The organism is Spirochaetota bacterium (assembly GCA_026414805.1).
GTDB lineage: Bacteria > Spirochaetota > UBA4802 > UBA4802 > UB4802 > UBA4802.
In genome coordinates, this window is the sequence record JAOAIH010000022.1 from 11,741 (window position 1) to 32,403 (window position 20,663).

General features: G+C 39.3%; 17 protein-coding genes. 8 read left to right on the forward strand and 9 right to left on the reverse strand.

Annotated features, from left to right (window positions below):
- Positions 1 to 2: 2 nt before the first annotated feature.
- Genes N3F66_06265 through priA form a run of 5 tightly spaced genes read left to right on the forward strand, consistent with a single transcriptional unit; the run spans position 3 to position 5,762 of the window.
- The gene (locus N3F66_06265; protein ID MCX8123752.1) at positions 3 to 1,781 is read left to right on the forward strand and encodes an ATP-binding protein; all 1,779 of its coding nucleotides are present in this window, start codon (positions 3 to 5) and stop codon (positions 1,779 to 1,781) included.
- 9 nt (positions 1,782 to 1,790) lie between these two features.
- Complete coding sequence (locus tag N3F66_06270) at positions 1,791 to 3,146, forward strand: sigma-54 dependent transcriptional regulator (protein MCX8123753.1); 1,356 nt, start codon at positions 1,791 to 1,793, stop codon at positions 3,144 to 3,146.
- 47 nt (positions 3,147 to 3,193) lie between these two features.
- Entirely contained in the window at positions 3,194 to 3,823 is a 630-nt protein-coding gene (locus N3F66_06275) for a hypothetical protein (GenBank protein ID MCX8123754.1), read from the forward strand.
- Between the two features lie 3 nt (positions 3,824 to 3,826).
- Complete coding sequence (locus tag N3F66_06280) at positions 3,827 to 4,663, forward strand: DEAD/DEAH box helicase family protein (protein MCX8123755.1); 837 nt, start codon at positions 3,827 to 3,829, stop codon at positions 4,661 to 4,663.
- On the forward strand, positions 4,566 to 5,762 hold the full coding sequence (priA, locus tag N3F66_06285) for a primosomal protein N' (GenBank protein MCX8123756.1): 1,197 nt from the start codon (positions 4,566 to 4,568) through the stop codon (positions 5,760 to 5,762). The genes N3F66_06280 and priA overlap by 98 nt, the downstream gene beginning before the upstream one ends.
- 3 nt (positions 5,763 to 5,765) lie before the next feature.
- On the opposite strand, the gene N3F66_06290 is transcribed toward priA, so the two are convergent.
- From N3F66_06290 to N3F66_06320, 7 genes are all read right to left on the reverse strand, one after another.
- The gene (locus tag N3F66_06290; protein ID MCX8123757.1) at positions 5,766 to 6,263 is read right to left on the reverse strand and encodes a DUF1285 domain-containing protein; all 498 of its coding nucleotides are present in this window, start codon (positions 6,261 to 6,263) and stop codon (positions 5,766 to 5,768) included.
- Positions 6,264 to 6,269: 6 nt separating this feature from the next.
- Positions 6,270 to 8,330: a tetratricopeptide repeat protein gene (locus N3F66_06295; protein MCX8123758.1), complete on the reverse strand. Its 2,061-nt coding sequence runs from the start codon at positions 8,328 to 8,330 to the stop codon at positions 6,270 to 6,272.
- 3 nt (positions 8,331 to 8,333) lie between these two features.
- Positions 8,334 to 8,747 carry a transcription antitermination factor NusB gene (gene nusB / locus N3F66_06300; GenBank protein MCX8123759.1) on the reverse strand — a complete coding sequence of 138 codons (414 nt, stop codon included), beginning with the start codon at positions 8,745 to 8,747 and terminating at the stop codon, positions 8,334 to 8,336.
- On the reverse strand, positions 8,747 to 9,211 hold the full coding sequence (gene ribE, locus N3F66_06305; protein MCX8123760.1) for a 6,7-dimethyl-8-ribityllumazine synthase: 465 nt from the start codon (positions 9,209 to 9,211) through the stop codon (positions 8,747 to 8,749). Before ribE ends, nusB begins: the two co-directional genes overlap by 1 nt.
- A gap of 107 nt (positions 9,212 to 9,318) precedes the next feature.
- Positions 9,319 to 10,587, reverse strand: a complete 1,269-nt coding sequence (locus N3F66_06310) for a hypothetical protein (GenBank protein MCX8123761.1) — start codon at positions 10,585 to 10,587, stop codon at positions 9,319 to 9,321.
- Entirely contained in the window at positions 10,584 to 13,553 is a 2,970-nt protein-coding gene (locus N3F66_06315) for a cyclic nucleotide-binding domain-containing protein (protein ID MCX8123762.1), read from the reverse strand. Before N3F66_06315 ends, N3F66_06310 begins: the two co-directional genes overlap by 4 nt.
- Positions 13,554 to 13,623: 70 nt before the next feature.
- Complete coding sequence (locus N3F66_06320) at positions 13,624 to 14,388, reverse strand: enoyl-CoA hydratase/isomerase family protein (GenBank protein MCX8123763.1); 765 nt, start codon at positions 14,386 to 14,388, stop codon at positions 13,624 to 13,626.
- Between the two features lie 161 nt (positions 14,389 to 14,549).
- Between N3F66_06320 and N3F66_06325 the strand changes: the two genes are divergently transcribed.
- Both N3F66_06325 and N3F66_06330 read left to right on the forward strand, forming a co-directional pair.
- Positions 14,550 to 15,656, forward strand: coding sequence for an Ldh family oxidoreductase (locus tag N3F66_06325; GenBank protein MCX8123764.1), 1,107 nt, complete (start codon positions 14,550 to 14,552; stop codon positions 15,654 to 15,656).
- 2 nt (positions 15,657 to 15,658) lie between these two features.
- A complete protein-coding gene (locus tag N3F66_06330) occupies positions 15,659 to 15,907 on the forward strand; it encodes a DUF493 domain-containing protein (GenBank protein MCX8123765.1) in 249 nt (82 codons plus the stop codon).
- Here the strand turns inward: N3F66_06330 and N3F66_06335 are convergent.
- Both N3F66_06335 and N3F66_06340 read right to left on the reverse strand, forming a co-directional pair.
- Positions 15,904 to 17,121, reverse strand: a complete 1,218-nt coding sequence (locus tag N3F66_06335; GenBank protein ID MCX8123766.1) for an NAD(P)/FAD-dependent oxidoreductase — start codon at positions 17,119 to 17,121, stop codon at positions 15,904 to 15,906. The genes N3F66_06330 and N3F66_06335 overlap by 4 nt on opposite strands.
- Positions 17,122 to 17,243: 122 nt before the next feature.
- Positions 17,244 to 19,085 carry an amidohydrolase family protein gene (locus N3F66_06340; GenBank protein ID MCX8123767.1) on the reverse strand — a complete coding sequence of 614 codons (1,842 nt, stop codon included), beginning with the start codon at positions 19,083 to 19,085 and terminating at the stop codon, positions 17,244 to 17,246.
- Between the two features lie 272 nt (positions 19,086 to 19,357).
- Here N3F66_06340 and N3F66_06345 point away from each other — a divergent pair, with 272 nt between their 5' ends.
- Positions 19,358 to 20,653, forward strand: coding sequence for an acetyl-CoA C-acyltransferase (locus N3F66_06345; GenBank protein MCX8123768.1), 1,296 nt, complete (start codon positions 19,358 to 19,360; stop codon positions 20,651 to 20,653).
- Positions 20,654 to 20,663 lie beyond the last annotated feature (10 nt).

A 20,663-nucleotide genomic window follows, 5' to 3' on the forward strand; every position in this document is an offset into this window, starting at 1 on the left:
TTATGCGATGGTATATAAAAGATTATTTCAAAGCATTTATTACAAAGAAAAATATTAAAAATTCGCTAATTTTTATTGGTGCATTTTTTGTCTTTGCAATTATCATAGCATTTCTTTTACCTCCTCAGAGTGAAGACGCTTCAGTAGGTGAAGGTTTTTTTGTAAATCTTGTTATGATTGTTCCACTTGCCGCTGCAGTATTTTTTATATTAATATCATTTAGACTAAAGGTTCATCCTGAAGTTATCTATAGCAGCAGTATAAGGGCTAAAATAATTTTGGCATTAATTGTTATTGCTACTGTCCCAACTATCCCTATTATTGTGATTACAAGCAACATTTTGAATTCAACTATTAATCAGTTCTTTACAGAGAAAACTGTTGCTGCACTGGAAAAATCCGTTGACCTTGCAAATGAAAAGATACTTGCAATGGAAGACATTCTTGTAGAGCAACTGAATCAGCTTAAATATGATTTGAATAATAATTTTATAAGTCCGGCGTATATGATGCACCCGGCATTTAGTAAACGATATATGAATGCAAATATATCGTTGTTAGTGGCAGTAATAGAAACAAAAGCTGAGCTTAACAATAAAGTGAGAGTTTTATATTCTATTAATGATAATTATGCTATTTTATCTAATATTATTATATTTTTGGGGTTGACACGCATTACTGATGCAACTAATTGCTACAGATTGTCTATTATGAACAATGTATATTCTGTTGCATATACTCAGTATGGTCCCTACTGTATTGTATTGTATAGGTTAATACCCAAAGACATGTTTATAACAGTTGATTTTATAAATACCTCTTACAGCGAATATAAAAAGCAAGAATTCCTAAAACCTTATTTTCAAACTGGCATTGGCATAGCATTGATACTACTTTCACTAGGCATTATTCTTCTGGCTATTGTGTTAAGTATCATGATTTCGCAAAGTATTACACGCCCGGTATTTGAACTGGTTACAGCAGCTCAAAAGATTGCAAAAGGTGATTTTTCAATAAATCTTACAAGAAAAGAGCAGGATGAGATAGCTGTTTTATATGAATCATTTAACCAGATGGCCAGACAACTTGAGCATGGCAGGAAAATGATGTACCAGACGCAGAAGCTACAGGCTTGGAGTGATATAGCCAGAAAACTGATACATGAAATTAAAAATCCTCTCACACCTATAAGATTGTCAGCCGAAAGACTTTATCGCAGATATGAAGAAAATCATCCCGAATTCCCAGCAATTGTAAAAGATGCAACCAAGACCATTGTTGAAGAAGTTAATATCTTAATGAACATGCTTTCGGAATTTTCAAAATTTGCCCGGCTGCCAGAAATTAATATGGTCAAAGAAAACATTAATAGTATTATTGAAAATTGCGTTGCAATGTATCAGGGCAATGAGATGATTTCATTTATTGTTGACCTGGATGCTACTGTTCCACCGGTTATGTGTGATAAAGCATTATTGCGGCAGGCTTTTTTAAATATTATACAAAATTCAATTGAAGCTAAAGCAACAGTGATGACTGTTACCAGTAAATATGATGGAGAGAACAATTTTGTATATGTGCAGTTTAAGGATAATGGAGTAGGAATTTCTGAAGAAAATCTTAATAAGGTTTTTGAACCAACCTTTTCAACTAAAGAAAGCGGTATGGGTCTTGGACTTGCAATAGTTGAAAAAATTATAATTGACCACAAATGGAATATTGCCTGTGAGTCACAGCAAGGGCATGGAACACAATTTATAATTACTATTCCTCTACAATAGGTTGTTGTTATGGCAAAGATATTAGTTGTTGATGATGAAAAAAACATACTGAATACAATGAAAGCCATTTTGCAAGATGAGGGTCATGTTGTGTATACTGTTGAAAATGGCAATGATGCAGTTCAATTTATTAAATCAAATGAATGTGATGTTGTATTTCTGGATGTGTGGCTTCCAGATATTGATGGAATTGAAGTGTTACAGCGTATAAAGCACATAAAACAGGATGTTGCTGTCATCATGATTTCAGGGCATGGGTCAATAGATATTGCCGTGAAATCAACACGGTTTGGTGCCTTTGATTTCCTGGAAAAACCTCCTTCTATTGAGCGGGTGATAACCTCATTGAATAATGCCATTGAGCAGGTTCAACTTAAAAGGGAAAATATCCTTTTGAAGAAGAATATAACCATGGAGGATGAGATGATTGGCAACTCTCCTGCAATGCAGGAAGTTAAGCGAATCATTGATACTGCTGCGTCAACCAATGCTAGAGTTTTTATAACCGGTGAAAATGGCACTGGCAAGGAACTTGTTGCTCGCGCTATATACCGTAAGTCTAAGCGAAGCGACAAGCCTTTTATTAAAGTTAATTGTGCAGCAATCCCTGACGAGCTTATTGAAAGTGAGTTGTTTGGCCACGAAAAAGGCTCGTTTACCGGAGCTGTCGCCCGCCGCCTTGGCAAATTTGAATTGGCCGACAAGGGGACAATATTTCTTGATGAGATATGTGATATGAGCCCAAGCGCACAGGCTAAGGTATTGCGTGTATTACAGGAACAACAGTTTGAAAGGGTGGGAGGCAATGATGTTATCACCGTTGATGTGCGTGTGATTGCAGCAACCAATGTTGATGTGAAAGAAGCTATTGAACAGGGACGTTTCCGCGAGGACCTTTATTACCGCCTCAACGTTATTCCCATCTATGTGCCACCTCTTTCAGAGCGGCGCGAAGATATTCCACTGCTTGTTGATTACTTTCTTGAAAAATTTGCACGTGAGCATGGTTTGGGTATTAAGCAGATGAGCGATAGCGCAATGGATTTTTTGGTTAATTATTCCTGGCCGGGCAATGTACGTGAGCTGAAAAATGTTATAGAACGACTGACAATTATGGTGCCATCTGAAACCATACAAGTTCAGGATATTACAAAACATATTGAATCGTATGATTATGAGGACACCATTGTACGGGAAACATCAAGCTTAAAAAAAGCGCGCGAACAGTTTGAAAAGGAATATATTATCAAAATGCTAAAGCAATATGATAAAAATATATCGGCCACTGCCAAGGCGTTAGGAATAGAGCGTACAAATCTGCACCGAAAGATACGGCAGTACCATATTAATATTGACAGACTTTAGCAAATAAGCTTTTCATAATTAAATTCTTGAGTACAACTGGGAATACTATGTACCATTTATTAAAAGAAGCCATTGGTACGCATTTACAGTATGGCAAACGCGTGCCTCTTGTTATAGCATATGATGATGAGATAAAATATTTTGTAAGCAGGAAAACTGTTTGGGAACCAGTATTACATACACTGCAGCAAAAAGTACAGCATGCAGTAGCACAGTGCACTAAATGTGCAGCCACTGAAAAAAATACAATACATGGCGGTGATGCATCGTCAGGGATTATGATTATACTCAATCCACCATCCATGCTTTCGTCTGTTGAAAAGAAGGTATTGCAGCCTGAGGTTGATGTGATGCTTGATAAAATGATGAAAGCCATACATGTTGATAGTAAAACCTGCTATATTACCCATATGATTAAATGCGAAAGCCAGCGTGAGCTCCCCGGCACCATGTTTTCACATTGCCAGCACCTTCTTGTAAAAGAAATTGAACTAGCAAAACCACGGATAATTATTGTCATGGGTGAGATGCGCCCTCTGCAGAAGATTGTGAAAAGCAGCAGTGGCATTCAGTGGTTTGGCATTGAACATCCCATTACACTTATAAAAAACCCTGAATTAAAAAAAACAGCGTGGAAAACTCTTCAGTTAGTCAGGGCAACTTTAGATGGTAAGTAGTATATGTTTGTTGATGTTGCAGTAGGCCTCCCATTAGATGGATTATTTACATACAGTATTGATGAGCCCATCAGTAAAGGAATGCGTGTTGTTGTTGATTTCAATAACCGTAAAACAACTGCCTATGTTGTTGCAGTTCACAATAATGTCCCCGATTTTGAAGTAAAACCTGTTATTAAGGTGCTGGATACGCAGCCTATCTTTGACGAGCGTTTATGTGCGCTTGCGCAGTTTGTGGCCAACCATTATGTATGCTATTTTGGCGAAGCGCTGGGCACTGCATTGCCTGGGGGCAAATCATATAAAACAAGAACAAGACCATGTATAGGTGGCGATAGCTCAAAAGAGATAATCCTCACTGCGCAACAGCAACACATATATACTGCAATTCTCAATCAACCGCACAGAGCACATTGCATATATGGAATAACTGGTAGCGGAAAAACTGAAGTATACATTGCTCTTGCAAAAGAGATGATCAGGCAGGGCAAATCAGTGCTGTATTTGGTGCCAGAGATTTCCATTTCTTCGCAGATGTTTTATCGCCTAAATGCAGTATTTGGCACAAACCTTGTTATGTATCACAGCGGTATGAGTCCAAATGAGCGTCTTATAAGCTGGAAGCGCTTTTATAATGGAGAGGCAATGATTGCAGTGGGAACCCGTTCGGCTATTTTCATGCAAGCGCCTTCACTTGGGCTTATAATAATAGATGAGGAACACGATAGCTCATACAAAGAAAATAGTACAGCCACGGTACCATGCACGCACTGTAGCATGGTACAGACACAAACAGGAAGGAGCGCTTTTGGTATTGGGCTCGGCAACACCGTCACTTGAAACGCTGTATGCTGTACAGCGTAACATGATTTTACAACATGAACTTACTGAACGTTACGGAAAGGCGATATTGCCCCAGCTTGAAATTGTGCCTGTAAAAGCATCAAGCGGCCCACCACTTTTTTCAAATAGATTATTGTTTTCAATTAAAAAGGCAATTGAATCAAAGGAGCAGGTCATTTTGCTTTTAAACAGAAGAGGTTTTGCTCCGGTGGTTTTGTGCAGTGATTGTGGCACAGGAGTTAAGTGTCCACATTGCAGTATAAGCTTAACCCATCACAAGCATAGCCTGTTATGCCACTATTGCCATTACCAAACAGCGATGCCAAAGCATTGTGTACATTGCGGGTCAAATAATTTAGTACTTGTGGGCAGTGGAACACAGAGGGTTGAAGAAGCGCTGCAAAAAATGTTTCCTGTTGCACGGATTGTGAGGCTTGATCAGGATTCTGCGCGGAAAAAAAATTTCCTTTCTGGTGTTGTAAGCGACATGATGAACCACAAAATAGATATTCTGTTGGGCACACAGATGGTGGCTAAAGGATTTGATTTCCCAAATGTGTCACTGGTAGGAGTAATTTTAGCTGATATAGGGCTTCATCTTCCTGATTTCAGAGCAGTGGAACGCACCTTTGCTTTGCTTGTACAGGTTGCAGGTCGCTCAGGGCGCGGTGATATTCCTGGCAAAGTAATCATACAGACCTTTAATCCTGAAAATCCTTTGTTTCACTATTTGAAAAACCACGATTATATTGGATTTTGTAATAGGGAACTTTCAATACGAAAGGCTTTACAGTATCCGCCATATATTCGCCTTGCACGGCTTGTAGTCAGAGGCACTAAAGAGGATGTGGTTAGCAATGTTGCCGACCATTGCAAAGAGCTATTACAGGAGCTATCGCCACGCTATCCTGATGTAACTATTCTTGGGCCTACTCAGGCGCCACTGTATAAAATTGCATCGCAGTTCCGGTACCATATTGTGTTAAAATCACACAACGTTGAAATGCTCAGCAGCGTGATAGGTGAGTGTAAAAAAAAGATTAATCTGCAGGGGACATTTTTAGAGATTGATATTGACCCGCTGGATCTATTGTAATAACTATATTTTTTCTTCCAGTACAATCTTTGTGCCGGCAATAGTCAGATAAAAAATATCGTCACTTTCTTCCAGACGGTCAAGGAGCGTAAACGAAGCTGAGCGCTTGAATTTGGCAAGCATTGTATTGTTGCGAACATAACAATATAGTTCCCTTCCTTTGCGGACATGAAGGGTAGAAATATCAAGCTCTTCTTCTTCTCCCGTGCTTAATGTAAGTAGTACTTTTTCAAAATCAGCAAAGCCTTCAAAACGAGCTCCTGTTACAAATATTGGTGCATCTTCAACGACAATGGGGTAGGTAAACTGTGCATAGTGAATAACATACATGCCGTCTTTAGTTATATTTATTGATTTATTAAAAAAATCGATAATGCGTTTATTTTTAAAAGGCTCTCCATTATGGTACCAATTGCCTTCGGCATCCAGTCTAATTTCATCAATCTTTTTGCCCTGCGAAAGCAGTTGTTTAATTTCATCGGGTACTTCAGGAAACTGCATAATCTTCTACTTTAAAGAAAGTTCTTTTTCATAGGCCTGCATTGCAACCTTGCGATTAAGTCGTATTTCCTCATTGGTTGGGTCAAGCTCTGAAGCTTTTGTTAAAAACTGCAATGACTTTTTGTATTCGCGCTTTGCATAGTAGCAGCGTCCAATATTGTGATATGCCTGGGCAACAATGCTGTCTTCATTGGAAGCTTCAAGTACCTGATAAAAAATCTCAATTGCTTTATCATATTTATGTTGATTATATGCGATAGTTCCCATAGCAAGCAGTGCCTCAGGCTCATTTGGTGAAATCAAGAGTGCCTTTTGTAATGACTGCACTGCCTGTGCTTGCTGTTTTTCATCTTTTGCATTTGATAAAATGATACCTATATTTATATACGCTTTTTTTGCGTACTCGTTGTTGCCGTTAATTGCAATTACTCGGTTGAATGCTTCAAGTGCGTAGTCATTTCTGCCTTTATTGTAATACAGCATCCCAAGCATAAATTGGGCTTCCTGCAGGTTTGGCCACAGCCGCACCACTTTTATATATTCATCAAGCGCTAAATCAAGATACCCTTTTTCGTAGTAGAGGTCGGCAATGGCAAGCCGTGGTTTGGGATTGTCAGGATTATACTGGGCTGCATCGTTGAATGCTGCTACTGCAAGCTCTAGCTTTCCCGCATGTTTGTAGGCAATCCCTAAATTGTACAGAGTGGAACTGTCTTTGGGGTCAATTGCCAATGCCTTTTTATAAAAGTTTATTGCATCTTCATAGCGATGCTGGTCATCGCGAATATTACCCATGTTGGCATAAGCTATCCGTGCATTTTCTGAAACTGGCTCATATACTGTTATCTGCTTATAGTATTCAAATGCAGTATCAAGATCGCCTTTACGGTAGTATAATTCAGCAAGCCTTGCTATGATAGCAATATTGCGGTTTTGCACTGGCTGAAGACGTTCAAGTACCGCAATGCTCTCATCATAGCGTTCAAGCGACGCATAGGCTTCAGATAGGCCTTCTAAAAGCTTTTCTTCATACACACCAGATGATTCGGCAGCTTTAAATTCGGCCAGCGCTTTTTCATACTGCTGGCGCTGCATATAGACGATGCCAAGGTTATAGTGATTGACAGGTTCATTGGGGTCAAGCTGTATTGCCATGGTCAGGTATTTCTCAGCCATTGCATAGTCGCGTCTGCCAGTATAAAATGCCCCTAAACGGCTGTACGCTAATTTGGCAATATTGCCCGAAGGGTCAGCAGCTGCAGCTTTTTTGAAATATTCAACTGCTGATAGCTCATCACCTGTTTTTAAAAATGTTAGCCCGGTATTATACAGTGCCTGTGGATTGTTGGGTGCAATATCAAGAGCTTTTGTATAGCTTTTGACAGCTTCGGGGAATTTTCCCATATCATAGAATATATTGCCTTTGAGGATAAGCAAATCAGGATTACTATCATCATTATCTATGGCTTTTTGAATGGTTGCAAGTGCATTAGGGTAATCCTTTCTGTGGCGGTATGCAAGTGCTAAGTTTTTTAATATTGTGCTGTCATTAGGTTTATATTTTAAAGCCCGTTTAAATGTCTCTATTGCTTTAATGTAGTCACCTTTATCATCGTATATCATGCCAATATAGGTGAGTGCAATAGCCTTGTCGCTGTCTGGGGCATCGGATTCAACAACCTGAGTAAATTCATCAATTGCGCTGGTGTAGTTCTTTTTGAAATAATATGTTTTGCCACGCACAATGTGTGGATTCTGTGATGACTCTTCGGGTGTAAGTTTCTGGTCACTAATACCAGGGAGTAATTTATACGAATCCTCGGCAATGGTTTGCCTGTCACCTAAGAATGATGATGGCTTTTTTATAACAGTAACTATCGCCACCGCTAATGCAACGATAGCTATCAAAACAAGTGCAGCAATCAAAGGATGGTATTTTTTTGGTATCGCAATGCCCCTAAAGCCTTTATGTGGTAAATCTTCTTTTTCTATGGAAAAGATACGCATACCTTCCTTCTGATTATTTTCAGGAATGATGGTGAACCTGTGTTTTTTTATTGGAGGCATATTTCACCTCGTTTGTAATTCGTGTACCCGTATTGCGTCAAGAATCCCGTTTATAAACTGGCCCGAATTTTCGCTCCCGTAAATTTTCCCAAGTTCAATTCCCTCATCAATGGTGACTGCATGCGGAATGGAATCAAGGTAAAGCAGCGCGTAAATAGAAATTCTCAGTATTGATTTATCAACCGGGTTTATGCGTTCAAATTTCCAGTTTTTTGAATATTGCTTTATCAGGCTATCAATGTAATCTACATTGGCAATGGTGCCTTCAATTAAGGTTATTGCAAAGTCCCTGATATCTTCCGGGATTTCCTTATCAACCCAATGCAGGGTAACAAGCTCCTCCACCGGCGTACGAACAGTTTCGTACATATACAGAGCCTGCATTGCGTATTCACGGGCTTTCCGTCTGTGACCCATCAGCGTATCTTTTTATATAGTTGAGCCATTTCTATAGCTGCCATTGCAGCATCAAAGCCTTTATTCCCTGATTTGGTTCCGGCACGCTCTACTGCCTGTTCAATGGTATCTGTTGTCAGCACTCCATAGATAACCGGTACCTGCGATTGTAATGAAACTGTTGCAACACCCTTGGAAACCTCAGCAGCAACATAGTCAAAATGAGGCGTTGCGCCTCGTATTACCGCTCCCAGACATATTACTGCATCAAAGCCGCCATTCTGGGCTACCTTCATTGCCACTGGTGGAATTTCAAACGCGCCGGGCACCCACACAACGGTTATGTTTTTTTCTTCGGCATTGTGCCGTTGCAGACAGTCAAGAGCACCGGACAAAAGTTTATTGGTAATGAATTCATTAAAACGCGAGACTATAATTGCAACCTTTAAACCGGATGCATCCAATTTCCCTTCAATTATGTTCATAGTTACCCTGCTTATGATGTAATTTTATTAAAAGCGATAGCTCATAATAGTAATTCTAATGCATGACAAAGTGTGTTTCAATATATTCTAATACGTCAAGTTATTTTTTAAAAACCTGCAGCGGTCATTATCATTACAACTTGATTAAATCTATCATTAGCTGAAATATTTTTACTTATGCCGTGAGTAAGCCAGATTGGCAGCCCCCCAGGGCCAAGTATTCTGAAACCGTAGCCGCTCCCCATAATTTTTTGTGATTGTGGATTAATAATATATGCATAATCAAAATACATATTCATTCGCAGACGACTGAAAAGGTTAAACCCATACTGCATATTGCACAGACAAAATGATTCTACTCTGAACTGGTCCACAGTTGTGCCATGCACTACATCTAACTTTGCGTTGTCAATGGTGCCGCCAAAGCGTGGCTGAGAAAGAAAGTCGTTGTCAATACCGCCTTTAAGCCGTAACCGTACAATAATATTGTGGTTATCTGCAAATACTTTCCCAATAGTAAGCGTTGAAGAATAAATTGCAAAGGTTCTGGCTTCTTCTCCCATCTGCAGTTTCCCTGGCTCGCCCCAGGTATCCCACCTGTTGCGGATGCCATAGCCAATCCAGTTATGGAACGCAATGCCATTAAAAAGCTGATCAATGCCCTGTTCTGTGTAATGTTCAATATTCCAGTCAAAGCGCGGAAATAGGTTATAATGATTTTTGGGCATAATGAAGTCTTTTGGTGTGTCTCTTTCAACAAAGAAGTACTGACGTGAATCAATCGTAAATCCTATGTTATTGTACAATGGCAGAGATATTTTCAAAGTAACTATCTCCGAAATATAATTAGTGTAAAATAACAGATCTTCATTAAAGCGCTCGCCAAAAAAACCAAAGTTTGTACCGCTTGCATATAAAAATGACCCTATGATTGTTTCCTGCAATGACACATTGTCCCATATAAATTTTTTTTGAGTAAATTTTGCCGTTGCCTTGAAACCAACCCAGGTAAACGCAAAATCAGTATTTGAGTTAAAGATATTCTTTTTATTGTAAAGAACAGCCGGGGCAAAGATGCTATTTTTAGATTCCAGAGGTATTTCCCCAAGCAATACAATAATAGTTGAGATGTCTTCATGGGTTGCTTCTTTCAATTTGTCAAAATCAGCCTGTTGGTAGGTGGAAATTTGTTTTTCTTTTTCTTTAAAAGGAGTGGTGTTTTCTTTGTATAGAGTTTGTTTGTCTATTGTTTCAAGAGTCTTCTTAATTGTTTTCCCTACAGAAGATTTTTTTTCTGCTGGTTTGTCTTCAGCAAAAAGTGTACTTGAGATGGCAATGCTTATCAATAAAATGATGAAGTGGGTAAATTTACTCATGCGTTATATTGTGATAGTATTGATCTGAGTCGTTGGGCAATCACTTTCATTACATTGATAGCTATCGTAGGATTTGCCTTCAAAGTTAACAAAAAATCATTGCGTGAGATAGAAAGTACAAGCGAAGGGCGCGTTGTTTTCACTGTGGCACTACGGGGTTCTTTATCTATTATTGATAATTCGCCAATGCAACTACCTGCGCCAAGACGGGCTATTTCCTTTCCTCTTCGTGTAACACTTACCTGGCCGTCCATTATAATGAATAGTTCATCACCTGTTTCATCTTCTTTGATGAATTCAGTATTTTCAGGAAATTTATGTATACGGGCAATTTGTACCAGGTGAATGAGCTGGTCAACAGGTGTTTCTGCGAAAAGAGCATTCTGTTTCAAAAAGGTAAGTATGTGGATTGTCTGTGCCACAGGATCCTCCAGTAGTAGGTTGTTAGTTTCAATATGTTTAAGACTAAAGTCAAGCTGTTTTGCAATTGCTGGCATGGATGAGCGCAGATATTTACAATTTTTTATAAAAAGCGGTAATTGTACTGGTGCTATTTCCCTGGCTGAGTATGTTTCAAGCAACGCCACCTTCTTGCCTTTCTGAGTCAAAGTAAGAAATTCAATGATGTAATTTTCCAATTCTACATCTTTCAGTAACATATTTGATTCGTAGGCAATGTCAACATGCACCCCTGTGGACAGTGCCAGAGCTTTTATCAGCAGATTTTTTTCATAGTGCAGTGCATCAGTAAATATCACCAAAAGAAAATCTTTTATACAATTGGAGATGGGCAATGTGGAGATGGTAGCCTTGCACTGTAATAACTGGTGAATACGTGCAATGGAAGAATTTATAAAAAGCGGCAGGTTTTCTTGAGGTAGTACATTTGCAGCCAGGAATATATTCAAATAGTTTATTTTTTTATGGTACGACCGCTTCTGTATAAGGCGATTTTCAGGTATAGTAAAATTATAATCACCTGCATACAGTGCAGCAAATACGTCTGCTGTCATATCAAAACGATAATCACAGAGCATAAACTTTATTTCTGAATTTATAGAAGTTCTTGATAGGAAATGCTGCAGCTCAGCAAGAGGGGCGTATCTGAATTTATAAAGAATTCTAATGACTTGAGATTGTGGCAGCATATGGGCATAAAGAATGATAAATTTAAAAAAAATGATGTTGCCCGTTGTAATTGCCAAGCGATAGAGCTTGTGTATGAATAACCCGGGATCTATAACAGAACAGAGCATGAGGAATTCAATGTCAGCATTAGGTATATTGTTCAGTATGCGTTGCTCACACTGATGTAGCATCTGACTGATGTGGTCACTATTATACTTGTCTGTATCAGTAAGCAATCGGTGAATAAACGATTCAATGGGCAGTATAGGTATGTGATTTTGCAGAATATCTCCTGGGTTTATCTGAGTAAAGTGTGATACATATCGATATGCGTAAACCCGTACCAAGAGGTTTGTATCGTTTAATGCTTTTTTGCTCATCTCAGTTGCTATATCGTGAGGTGCTTCGTATAATATTGAAAGCATGTTGATTTTTGTAGTTTCCGATAGCGAATCGTAATGCTCCAGTATGAGTGGAAACACGTCTGCTGACATTCCTTTCTGCAGCAATGCATCAATGTATTCTGATTTATTTTCAATGTAAGGATTTTTCAAAAGCTCTGTTATTTGGCTGTGGGTTATTTGCAAAGTTTGTGGCAGGTGCTGCTGTAATTTACAATAGATGGCTTCTTTATACAGTGCATTTTGCTTCAGAGTGACAGCAACAAACAGTAGTCCAACGCCAATTGATAGTGCAACAATAATCTGCAATGGGAGTGATACATATAATGATAACATTAATCCGCCTACAATCATACCGCATGGGCTTACGATGCTGGTAATAATGGAGCGTGCCTGGCTAACCCTGTCAGCTGGATAGATTGAGAGCATTATATTGCTAACAGGCTGACGGATAAAAAAACTCATATTTTTCCTAAAAAAGCGCAATGCTATTGCAGCAAGCAGAGTAGGAGATAGTAATGCATAAAAAATGAATAGCAAGTATGAAGAGGGGTACAGGAGGTTTGTAATGGGAATACTCAATTTTTTGATAACACGGGAAGTAACAAATAACTGCATAGCCATGGTGATGCAATCAGTAATAAATGTATATTTGCTTAAAAATACTGCCAAAGTGTGTTGTGAAGGGTAAATGTGTGTTGCAATCCGTGCAAAGAAATACTCCGCATGCTGATTGACAATTGCCATGACAAATACCGCAGCAGCGCTTACCACAAACATACGACTTGAAAATAATGTTGAAAGTTTATCTATAAACTTGTGTTCAGATTTTGTATGCAGCACATGTCGTGTTTTAGCAGTGGTAAAGAAAGGAATCAATATCAGCAAGCCGGTAAAAAGCCATATATATGATGCATAGTGAATAAACAGCGAACTTGCTATTGATATTGTAATTGTAATGAAAATGCCACCTAACTTGGAACCAGCCATTAAAAAGGGGAATATTCGCTTTGAGCTTTGCAGGGTAAGATATTGGAATGAAAAATTGATAAAATGAGCATCCAGATAAAACGTAGCAATATAATTGCCTATAAAAAGATACAGTGGATCGTGGAGAGCATATCCTGAAGGAAGTAACGTGCTTGCAGGTATACAGCAAAATAATAGTATCAAGAGGATAAATGCACGTGTAAGTGAAAATAACTCAAGGAAATATGTGTAAATAAATCCCGACAAAAACAGTACAATTCCGTTTATTGCAAAAAATTTTGCAAGACCTTTGGCACCGTAGGTTTGCAAAAACAAAGATTCAGTGTAAACCTGCCCAGTTGCAAAGAAAATCCCGGATAAAAAATAGATAAAAAAAAGCGGGATGGCAAATGACATCTCTTCACTGCGCAGTGAAAATAGTTTCCATCCTGCTTCTTTTATATTCATATTTATTTTATTTAAAAGTTTTGACCGATAGCTCTTTTGATTGTATTATCGGAGCTATCGAACATAAAAATTACTTGCTCATTGTTGCCTGTACAAACTCCAATGTCTTGCGTACGTTATCATCAAAGAAACACTGCAATCCTTTTGTCCAGCTTCCGTCTTTAAGGTCTTTGCGTATTCTGTCGGCAGTTTCTTGACGTATGCATAATTTAAGTGGTGTAAATGCATTGCCGGGATTGTTTTTCCACAGATTAATAAGTTCTTTTGCTCTGATAATTAATTTATCTTCATCAACAAGTTCATCAATGAGTCCAAGTTGTAATGCCTGTTCTGGGCCGTACATGTTTCCAAAGTACATGATGTCTCTGAATTTCTTGTCGCTGTCCACGCCAAACCGTACCACATTCCACTGTGCAACTGAAAGAGGCAGTCCAATCTTGATTTCGCTCATGCCCATCTTTATCTTTGGATGATTTTTCATGATACGATAGTCGCACGCCATTGCAAATATCATGCCGCCGGCAACAGTATGCCCATTTAATGCTGCAATAACAGGTTTTTCAAACATAAAAAGCTCAAGCAAAATCTCTTCCTCAACGTCAAAGAATTTAATCACTTCGTTAATATCCTTAAAGCTTAAAAACATAGGTAGGCTGAAACCTGAGGAAAATGTTTTCCCTTCCCCTGTTAAAATAACACCCTTAATTGATGGGTCTGCTGCTGCTTCTTTAAGATACGTGCGCAGGTCATGCAGTACTGTGTCGGTGAGCGCATTCATTTTGCCATCATTAAGTGTAAGAATGTAGACATTATCTTCTACTTTTTTCTGCAACATACCAAGCCCCCGTAAAGTATAATGAAAATATAACTATATTGGTGCACAGTATTGTACAGGCATGATAGTTGTAAAGAATAAATTTTTTTCAAAAAATACTCTTGACCTTTTTGTGCAGGCTGTACCTGCTAATGTTGATAATTCCATTTGCGGAGGATATAATGCACGACATTACCTGGATACCGTTTGATATAGCTACACAATACGTCGTAGATGTATTTACCAGTTTAGGGGTGCCACGGGATGAAGCTTATATATGTGCTGATGTGCTGATTATGGCAGATAAATTTGGCATCGATTCACATGGACTAAACAGATTAAAACCCATATATTACGATCGCATCAAGCAGGGGATACAGAAGCCAGTTACACACTTTGAGATTATCAAAGAAGGGCCAACCACGGCAACAGTTGATGGGCATGATGGAATGGGGCAGGTTATAGCCTACAGGTCAATGCAGATGGCTATCGACAAAGCAAAAAAATATGGAATGGGAATGGTTGCAGTGCGCAACTCCACTCATTACGGCATAGCTGGTTACTATGCAAAGATGGCAGCCGACAACAATATGATAGGCATAACCGGCACCAACGCACGACCTTCAGTTGCTCCTACGTTTGGTGTTGAAAATATGCTGGGTACCAATCCGCTCACGTTTGGAATCCCCACTGATGAGGAATTCCCATTTTTACTTGATTGCGCTACCAGCCTCTCGCAGCGCGGCAAGGTTGAGGTGTACGCACGGCTTGGCAAGCCACTTCCACCAGGATGGGTTATTGACCACCAAGGCAATACCTGTACTGATCCCAATGAAGTGCTGGATGGTCTTATTAAAGGCACTATGGCTTTGACCCCACTGGGGGGCATTGGTGAGGAAGGTGGAGGCTATAAGGGCTATGGCTATTGTACGGTGGTTGAAATATTATCAGCTGCACTGCAAGCTGGCAGTTATTTGAAGATGCTCTCGGGCTTTGATGCTTTTGGCAATAAGGTCCCCTATCGTTTAGGCCATTTCTTCATAGCAATAAATATTGAAGCGTTCACTGAGGTGAGTTCTTTTAAGGCTATTGCGGGCGATATATTGCGGCAGCTACGTAATTCACAGAAAATGCCAGGACAGGAGCGTATCTATACTGCCGGCGAAAAGGAATATTTAGCGTACCTTGAGCGAAAGGACAAAGGTGTGCCCGTAAATAAAGAAGTAATGAAAGAGCTCATTGCGATGCGCAACGAGCAGGGAATACAAGGGTATGAGATATTGGCATAGTCATGAACACTGAAAAAGAATTTCCACAGGAAATTACATTTAAGGTAATTTGCAAAAACATACCATATGTAAAAGATATTATCCATAATGCATGCGGCGAACATGCTACTGATATTACCATTACCCAAAAAGAAAGTGCACGAAGCACATTTATATCGTACACAATTACTGCAACGTTTGATACACCAGAACATATTGACAGGTTGTGCAATGCAATTGCCAGCATTGATGGGTTTATAACTATGTTTTAAACGTTTTTCCCGGCGATAGCTCCGGTACTCCATGCAAACTGAAGATTATAGCCACCGCTATCGCCATCAACGTTCAGTAGTTCCCCTGTGATGAAAAGTCCTTTATGCAATGTAGATTCCATTGTTGCAGGATTAATCTCGTTTACATCAACCCCGCCTGCAGCCACTACTGCTTCTGTAAACGAGCGCGGTTTCCCCGGATGAAGAGTTGCAGTGGTAAACGCGTTGATTACCGCATCAATGTTATCACGCGATTCAACTGCAGGCCAATCATACGGAATGCCGGCCATGGATAAAAATACCCGCGGCATTTTATTATTCATGATGCCATATAGTGCACATTCTAGAGTTTTTTTAGGTTGGGAAAGCAGTTGTTCAAACAATATGCGTAAGGTACTATTATCATAGTATGGAAAAATATTGCATTGAATATACACATCATTGCCTTCAAGTATTGCTTTGTTCACTGCACGTGAAATAGACAGAGCACCTGGCCCTGATATGCCGTACGCTGTGAAGAGCACTTCATCGGTTACCTGCTTTACAACGGTGTTGTCAATCACCACGCTCAGCGTGCAGTCCCAGCGAATACCCTGGAGTGTATGAAGCTGCTTGTTTGTAATGTTTACAGGCAGAATTGAGGGAAATGGTTCAATGATGGTGTGTCCCAACGACTGAGCAAGCTCATACCCATCTTTTGATGCGCCAAGGGGTCCATATGCACAGCTGCCACATGCCAGAATTATTTTATTAAAAAAATGCTGCTCTTTTCCTGCTGTTGTTATTATAAATCCATTGTGTACAGGTTGTATGGCTTCAATCTTACGTGAGGTGTGAATTTGTACATTATTGTGCGATAGCTCATGTTCAAAAGCCTTTACCACCGTAGAAGCTTGCAGCGAAGCAGGATAAACTTTGCCGTTGTCAATTGTAGTGGTGATAATCCCGATAGAATGAAAAAATTTAAGTGTATCATTAAGCGTAAACGATTCCAAAACCTGTGTAACAAAATTAATATTGTTAGAGTGATAGTGCTCTGACCCCATATTCATGTTGGTGAGATTACACCTTCCGTTACCGGTTGCAGCTAACTTACGACCAATTTTGTTTTGCTTTTCAAATATATGAACTTGATTTCGTTTGTTCTGTGATGCGAAATATGCAGCAATAAGTCCTGAAGCACCGGCACCAATAATTCCAATTTTTTGTTTCATGAATAATGTTATAGAATTCCAACTTTTACATAAATATGGTGGTCCAAAAGCATAAAGCCAACCACACCAATACCATAATTGATATAATAAATTTAAAAATCAATGTTTTTTACTACTGTACTTTACACCACCATCCCGGCATTTAGTACACCAGTTGCTTTACCCTTATCCACTACTTTTTTGCCATTTATAAACACGTAGTCTATACCTGATGGTCGTTTGTTGGTTTCGGTCAGAGTATTATTGTCCTTCACGTTTTTCCAGTCAACAATGGTGATATCGGCCATGTATCCTTCTTTGAGGTAGCCGCGCTTGGCGATTTTATAGCGGTCAGCTATTGCACCTGTCATTTTGCGGATTAATTCCTGTGGCGATAGCAACTTGTAATCACGGGCTATTTCAAAAAAGCGTGGATAGTTGCCAAACGCAGCTGGATTCTGAGCTCCCTGGGAAAATGGTGTAGCATCGGTCATGAATAACGATGCGCGATGCTTCATAAGATCCATAACATTCTGTAAGCTTGAATACCGGTGATTAAGCACCCGTGCTCGTCCATTTGATTTCTTTGCAAAGTCAATAAAATTATCGTACTGACTTAATCCTCGTTCTTTTGCAATGTCTTTTAAGAATTTGCCATTGTATTTTGCAAGTTCAGGGTTCTGTGCATTTATTATTTGAATATCGTTATAGCCAAAACCCAATAATGCCACTATTAATTCTAATTGTGCACGCAATTTCAGCAATGCTACTTTATCGTCGTATATTTGTGGTGTTTTTGCCAAAAATGAGCTTGGGAAAAATACATTTATAACAGATGTACCGCAATGATAAGCATAGGTATCAAACTTTACATCCAATCCCGAATCAATTGCTCTGTCAATAATGGCAAGTGCATCAGGACAGTTTTTCCATGTTTTTGTTCCTACAAAAATAAGGTGCGATAGCTCTAAGCGAACATCTGTCTGTTTTGCAATGTCAAGCATCTCATTTAATGCAATGATGTTGTGGGGAGTACCAAATGGCTTGATAGGGTACGTTGCCGAAAGTGCCGAATAAGCTTTCATGTGGCAGGTGACAATTTTGTTTTTTTTCTTTACAAGGTTACAGATTTCTATGATTTCATCATTAGTTGCAAAAATCCCTGGTTCATATTGCAGTCCAAATGAAACGCCATACGCACCCTCATCCATTGCCTGTTCAAGTAAATACAGCATGGTGTTCATCTCATCGCGAGTAAGTGGCTTTGATTCGTATCCCCTAAGTGATATTCGTGTTGTTCCGTGCCCAGCAAGGTTAACCATATTCAGTGGAATGCCGTGACTTTTGCAATAGCTTAAGTACTGGCGCATTGATGGAAGCGAAACTGCAACCTGTTTCACAAAGTTATCTTTTTCCGTTGAGCTATCGCCCCCAAAAAAACCTTTGCCTATATTTTTAATCATTTTAAGATATTTGCTTTTTGGCTTAAAGCCGGCAACACCATATCCACAGTTACCGGTAACCGTTGTGGTGATTCCCTGTTCCATAAATGGGTTTTTAAGTTCCGGATGAGCATCAAGTGGTAATACCCAATCAAGATGTGAATGGCAATCAATGAACCCGGGTGAAATAATTTTATCAGTACAATCAATTGTTGTGCCTTTGAATTGAATATCCTTGGGGGTTACAAGTTCAATTGTAGTGCCGTGTATCATGACATCGCCAGTGTACGGAGGATTGCCACTTCCGTCTATGATAAGGCCGTTTTTAAGCAAAATGCGTGACGGTGAGTAGGCAACTTCCATAACGGGTCGCTGTTCAGGTTTATACGAAATCCAGTTAAGGTTCTTTGATGGTTGTTGTGGTGTTTCCTCAGAGCATTGAAGTAGAGACAATGCAGATAGAGATATGAGCAATGAAGATGTAGTGTATAGAAACTCTTTACGAGTTTGTTCAGTTTCAAATATAGATTGGTCAAATTTCATAACTACCTCCATAGTGGTAGGATAAAAACTAAATATAGATTAACATAATAGGTGTAGGTAATTATTTCAATACAATAATGTAAAAATTCAAATTTTCAACACATTTTCATTTTTGTTCACAATTATACTACACAAAAAAATTTTTATAAACTACAGAAAATTTGGTTGACCGTTCAGTAGATATGTAATACAATATTACTGTAATACATAATAAATATGCATTATTAGTAAAATGCATATACAAATTTATACTTACCATTATGGAGGATTGAATGGCAAGGGGTGACAGAGTTGCAATTATTGATGGATGCCGTACGCCCTTTTTGCGTTCCGGCACCGAGTTTAGAGAGATGATGGCGTATGAAATATGCCGCCATGCGGTGAAGGGTTTGGTAGCAAAAACCGGTATTCCTAACAACCTGGTGGATCATGTTATAATGGGAAGCGTTGCAACTGATATTGCAACAACCAATGTTGCACGTGAAATTATGTTAGCTGCAGGCCTTCCGTATACAATACCAGCATATACCTGCACTGTGGCATGTGTTTCTGCTAATGCTGCAATTATCAGTGGAGCTAATTTAATTTATAACGGTAATGCGGATTGTATTATTGCAGGAGGAGTTGAGACATTTTCAGATCCTGATATAAAGATATCCAAAAACTATCGCCGCTTTATTTTGGACCTTACCATGTTCAAAAGGCCAAAGGGTATTATTGGAAAGTTGAAGCTGCTAAAAGGCATGAGCTTTAAGGATTTCATTGTTCCAGAGCAGCCTGCTATTGGAGAGTTTTCCACTAAACTGCGTATGGGTGATACTGCCGACAGGATTGCAAAAAAGCTTGGTATATCCCAGCGAGAGCAGGATGAATTTGCAGCATTGTCGCATAACCGTGCTGCTGAAGCGTGGGAAAAGGGGGTGTTGAAAAAAGAAGTTGTGCCAGTTGTTACACCTCAGGGGAAACTAGTAGAAAAGGATAACGGCTTTAGGAAAGGCACCACTCCCGAAAAATTGGAAAAATTAAAGCCAGCATTTGACCGGCGATATGGAACAGTCACTGCAGGCAATTCTTCGTTTTTAACTGATGGTGGGGCAGCGGTGCTTTTAATGAGCGAAACTTTAGCTAAGAAGATGGGATTAAAACCGCTGGCATATATTAAATCTTATGCATTTACCGCACAGGATTTGTGGGATGAACTTCTTCTGGGTCCAACATTTGCAATTCCAAAAGCACTGGCAATGGGTAAACTTAAATTTAAAGATATTGGTGTATGGGAGATCCATGAGGCATTTGGTGCACAAATGGTGGCAGTTATTAAAACCTTGGCATCCAATTCGTTTTGCAAGGATAGATTAGGACTGCCTGGCAAAGTTGGTGAAATTCCTATTAATGCACTGAATGTGTATGGCGGGTCACTTTCATTGGGGCATCCATTTGGTGCAACTGGTGCACGGCTTGTTACAACGTGTGCAAACCGTTTGAAGGAAACTGGAAAACGGTATGGTGTGGTTGCAGGTTGTGCGGCTGGTGCAGTTGGCAATGCAATTATATTGGAGCGTGCATAGTATAAAGGAG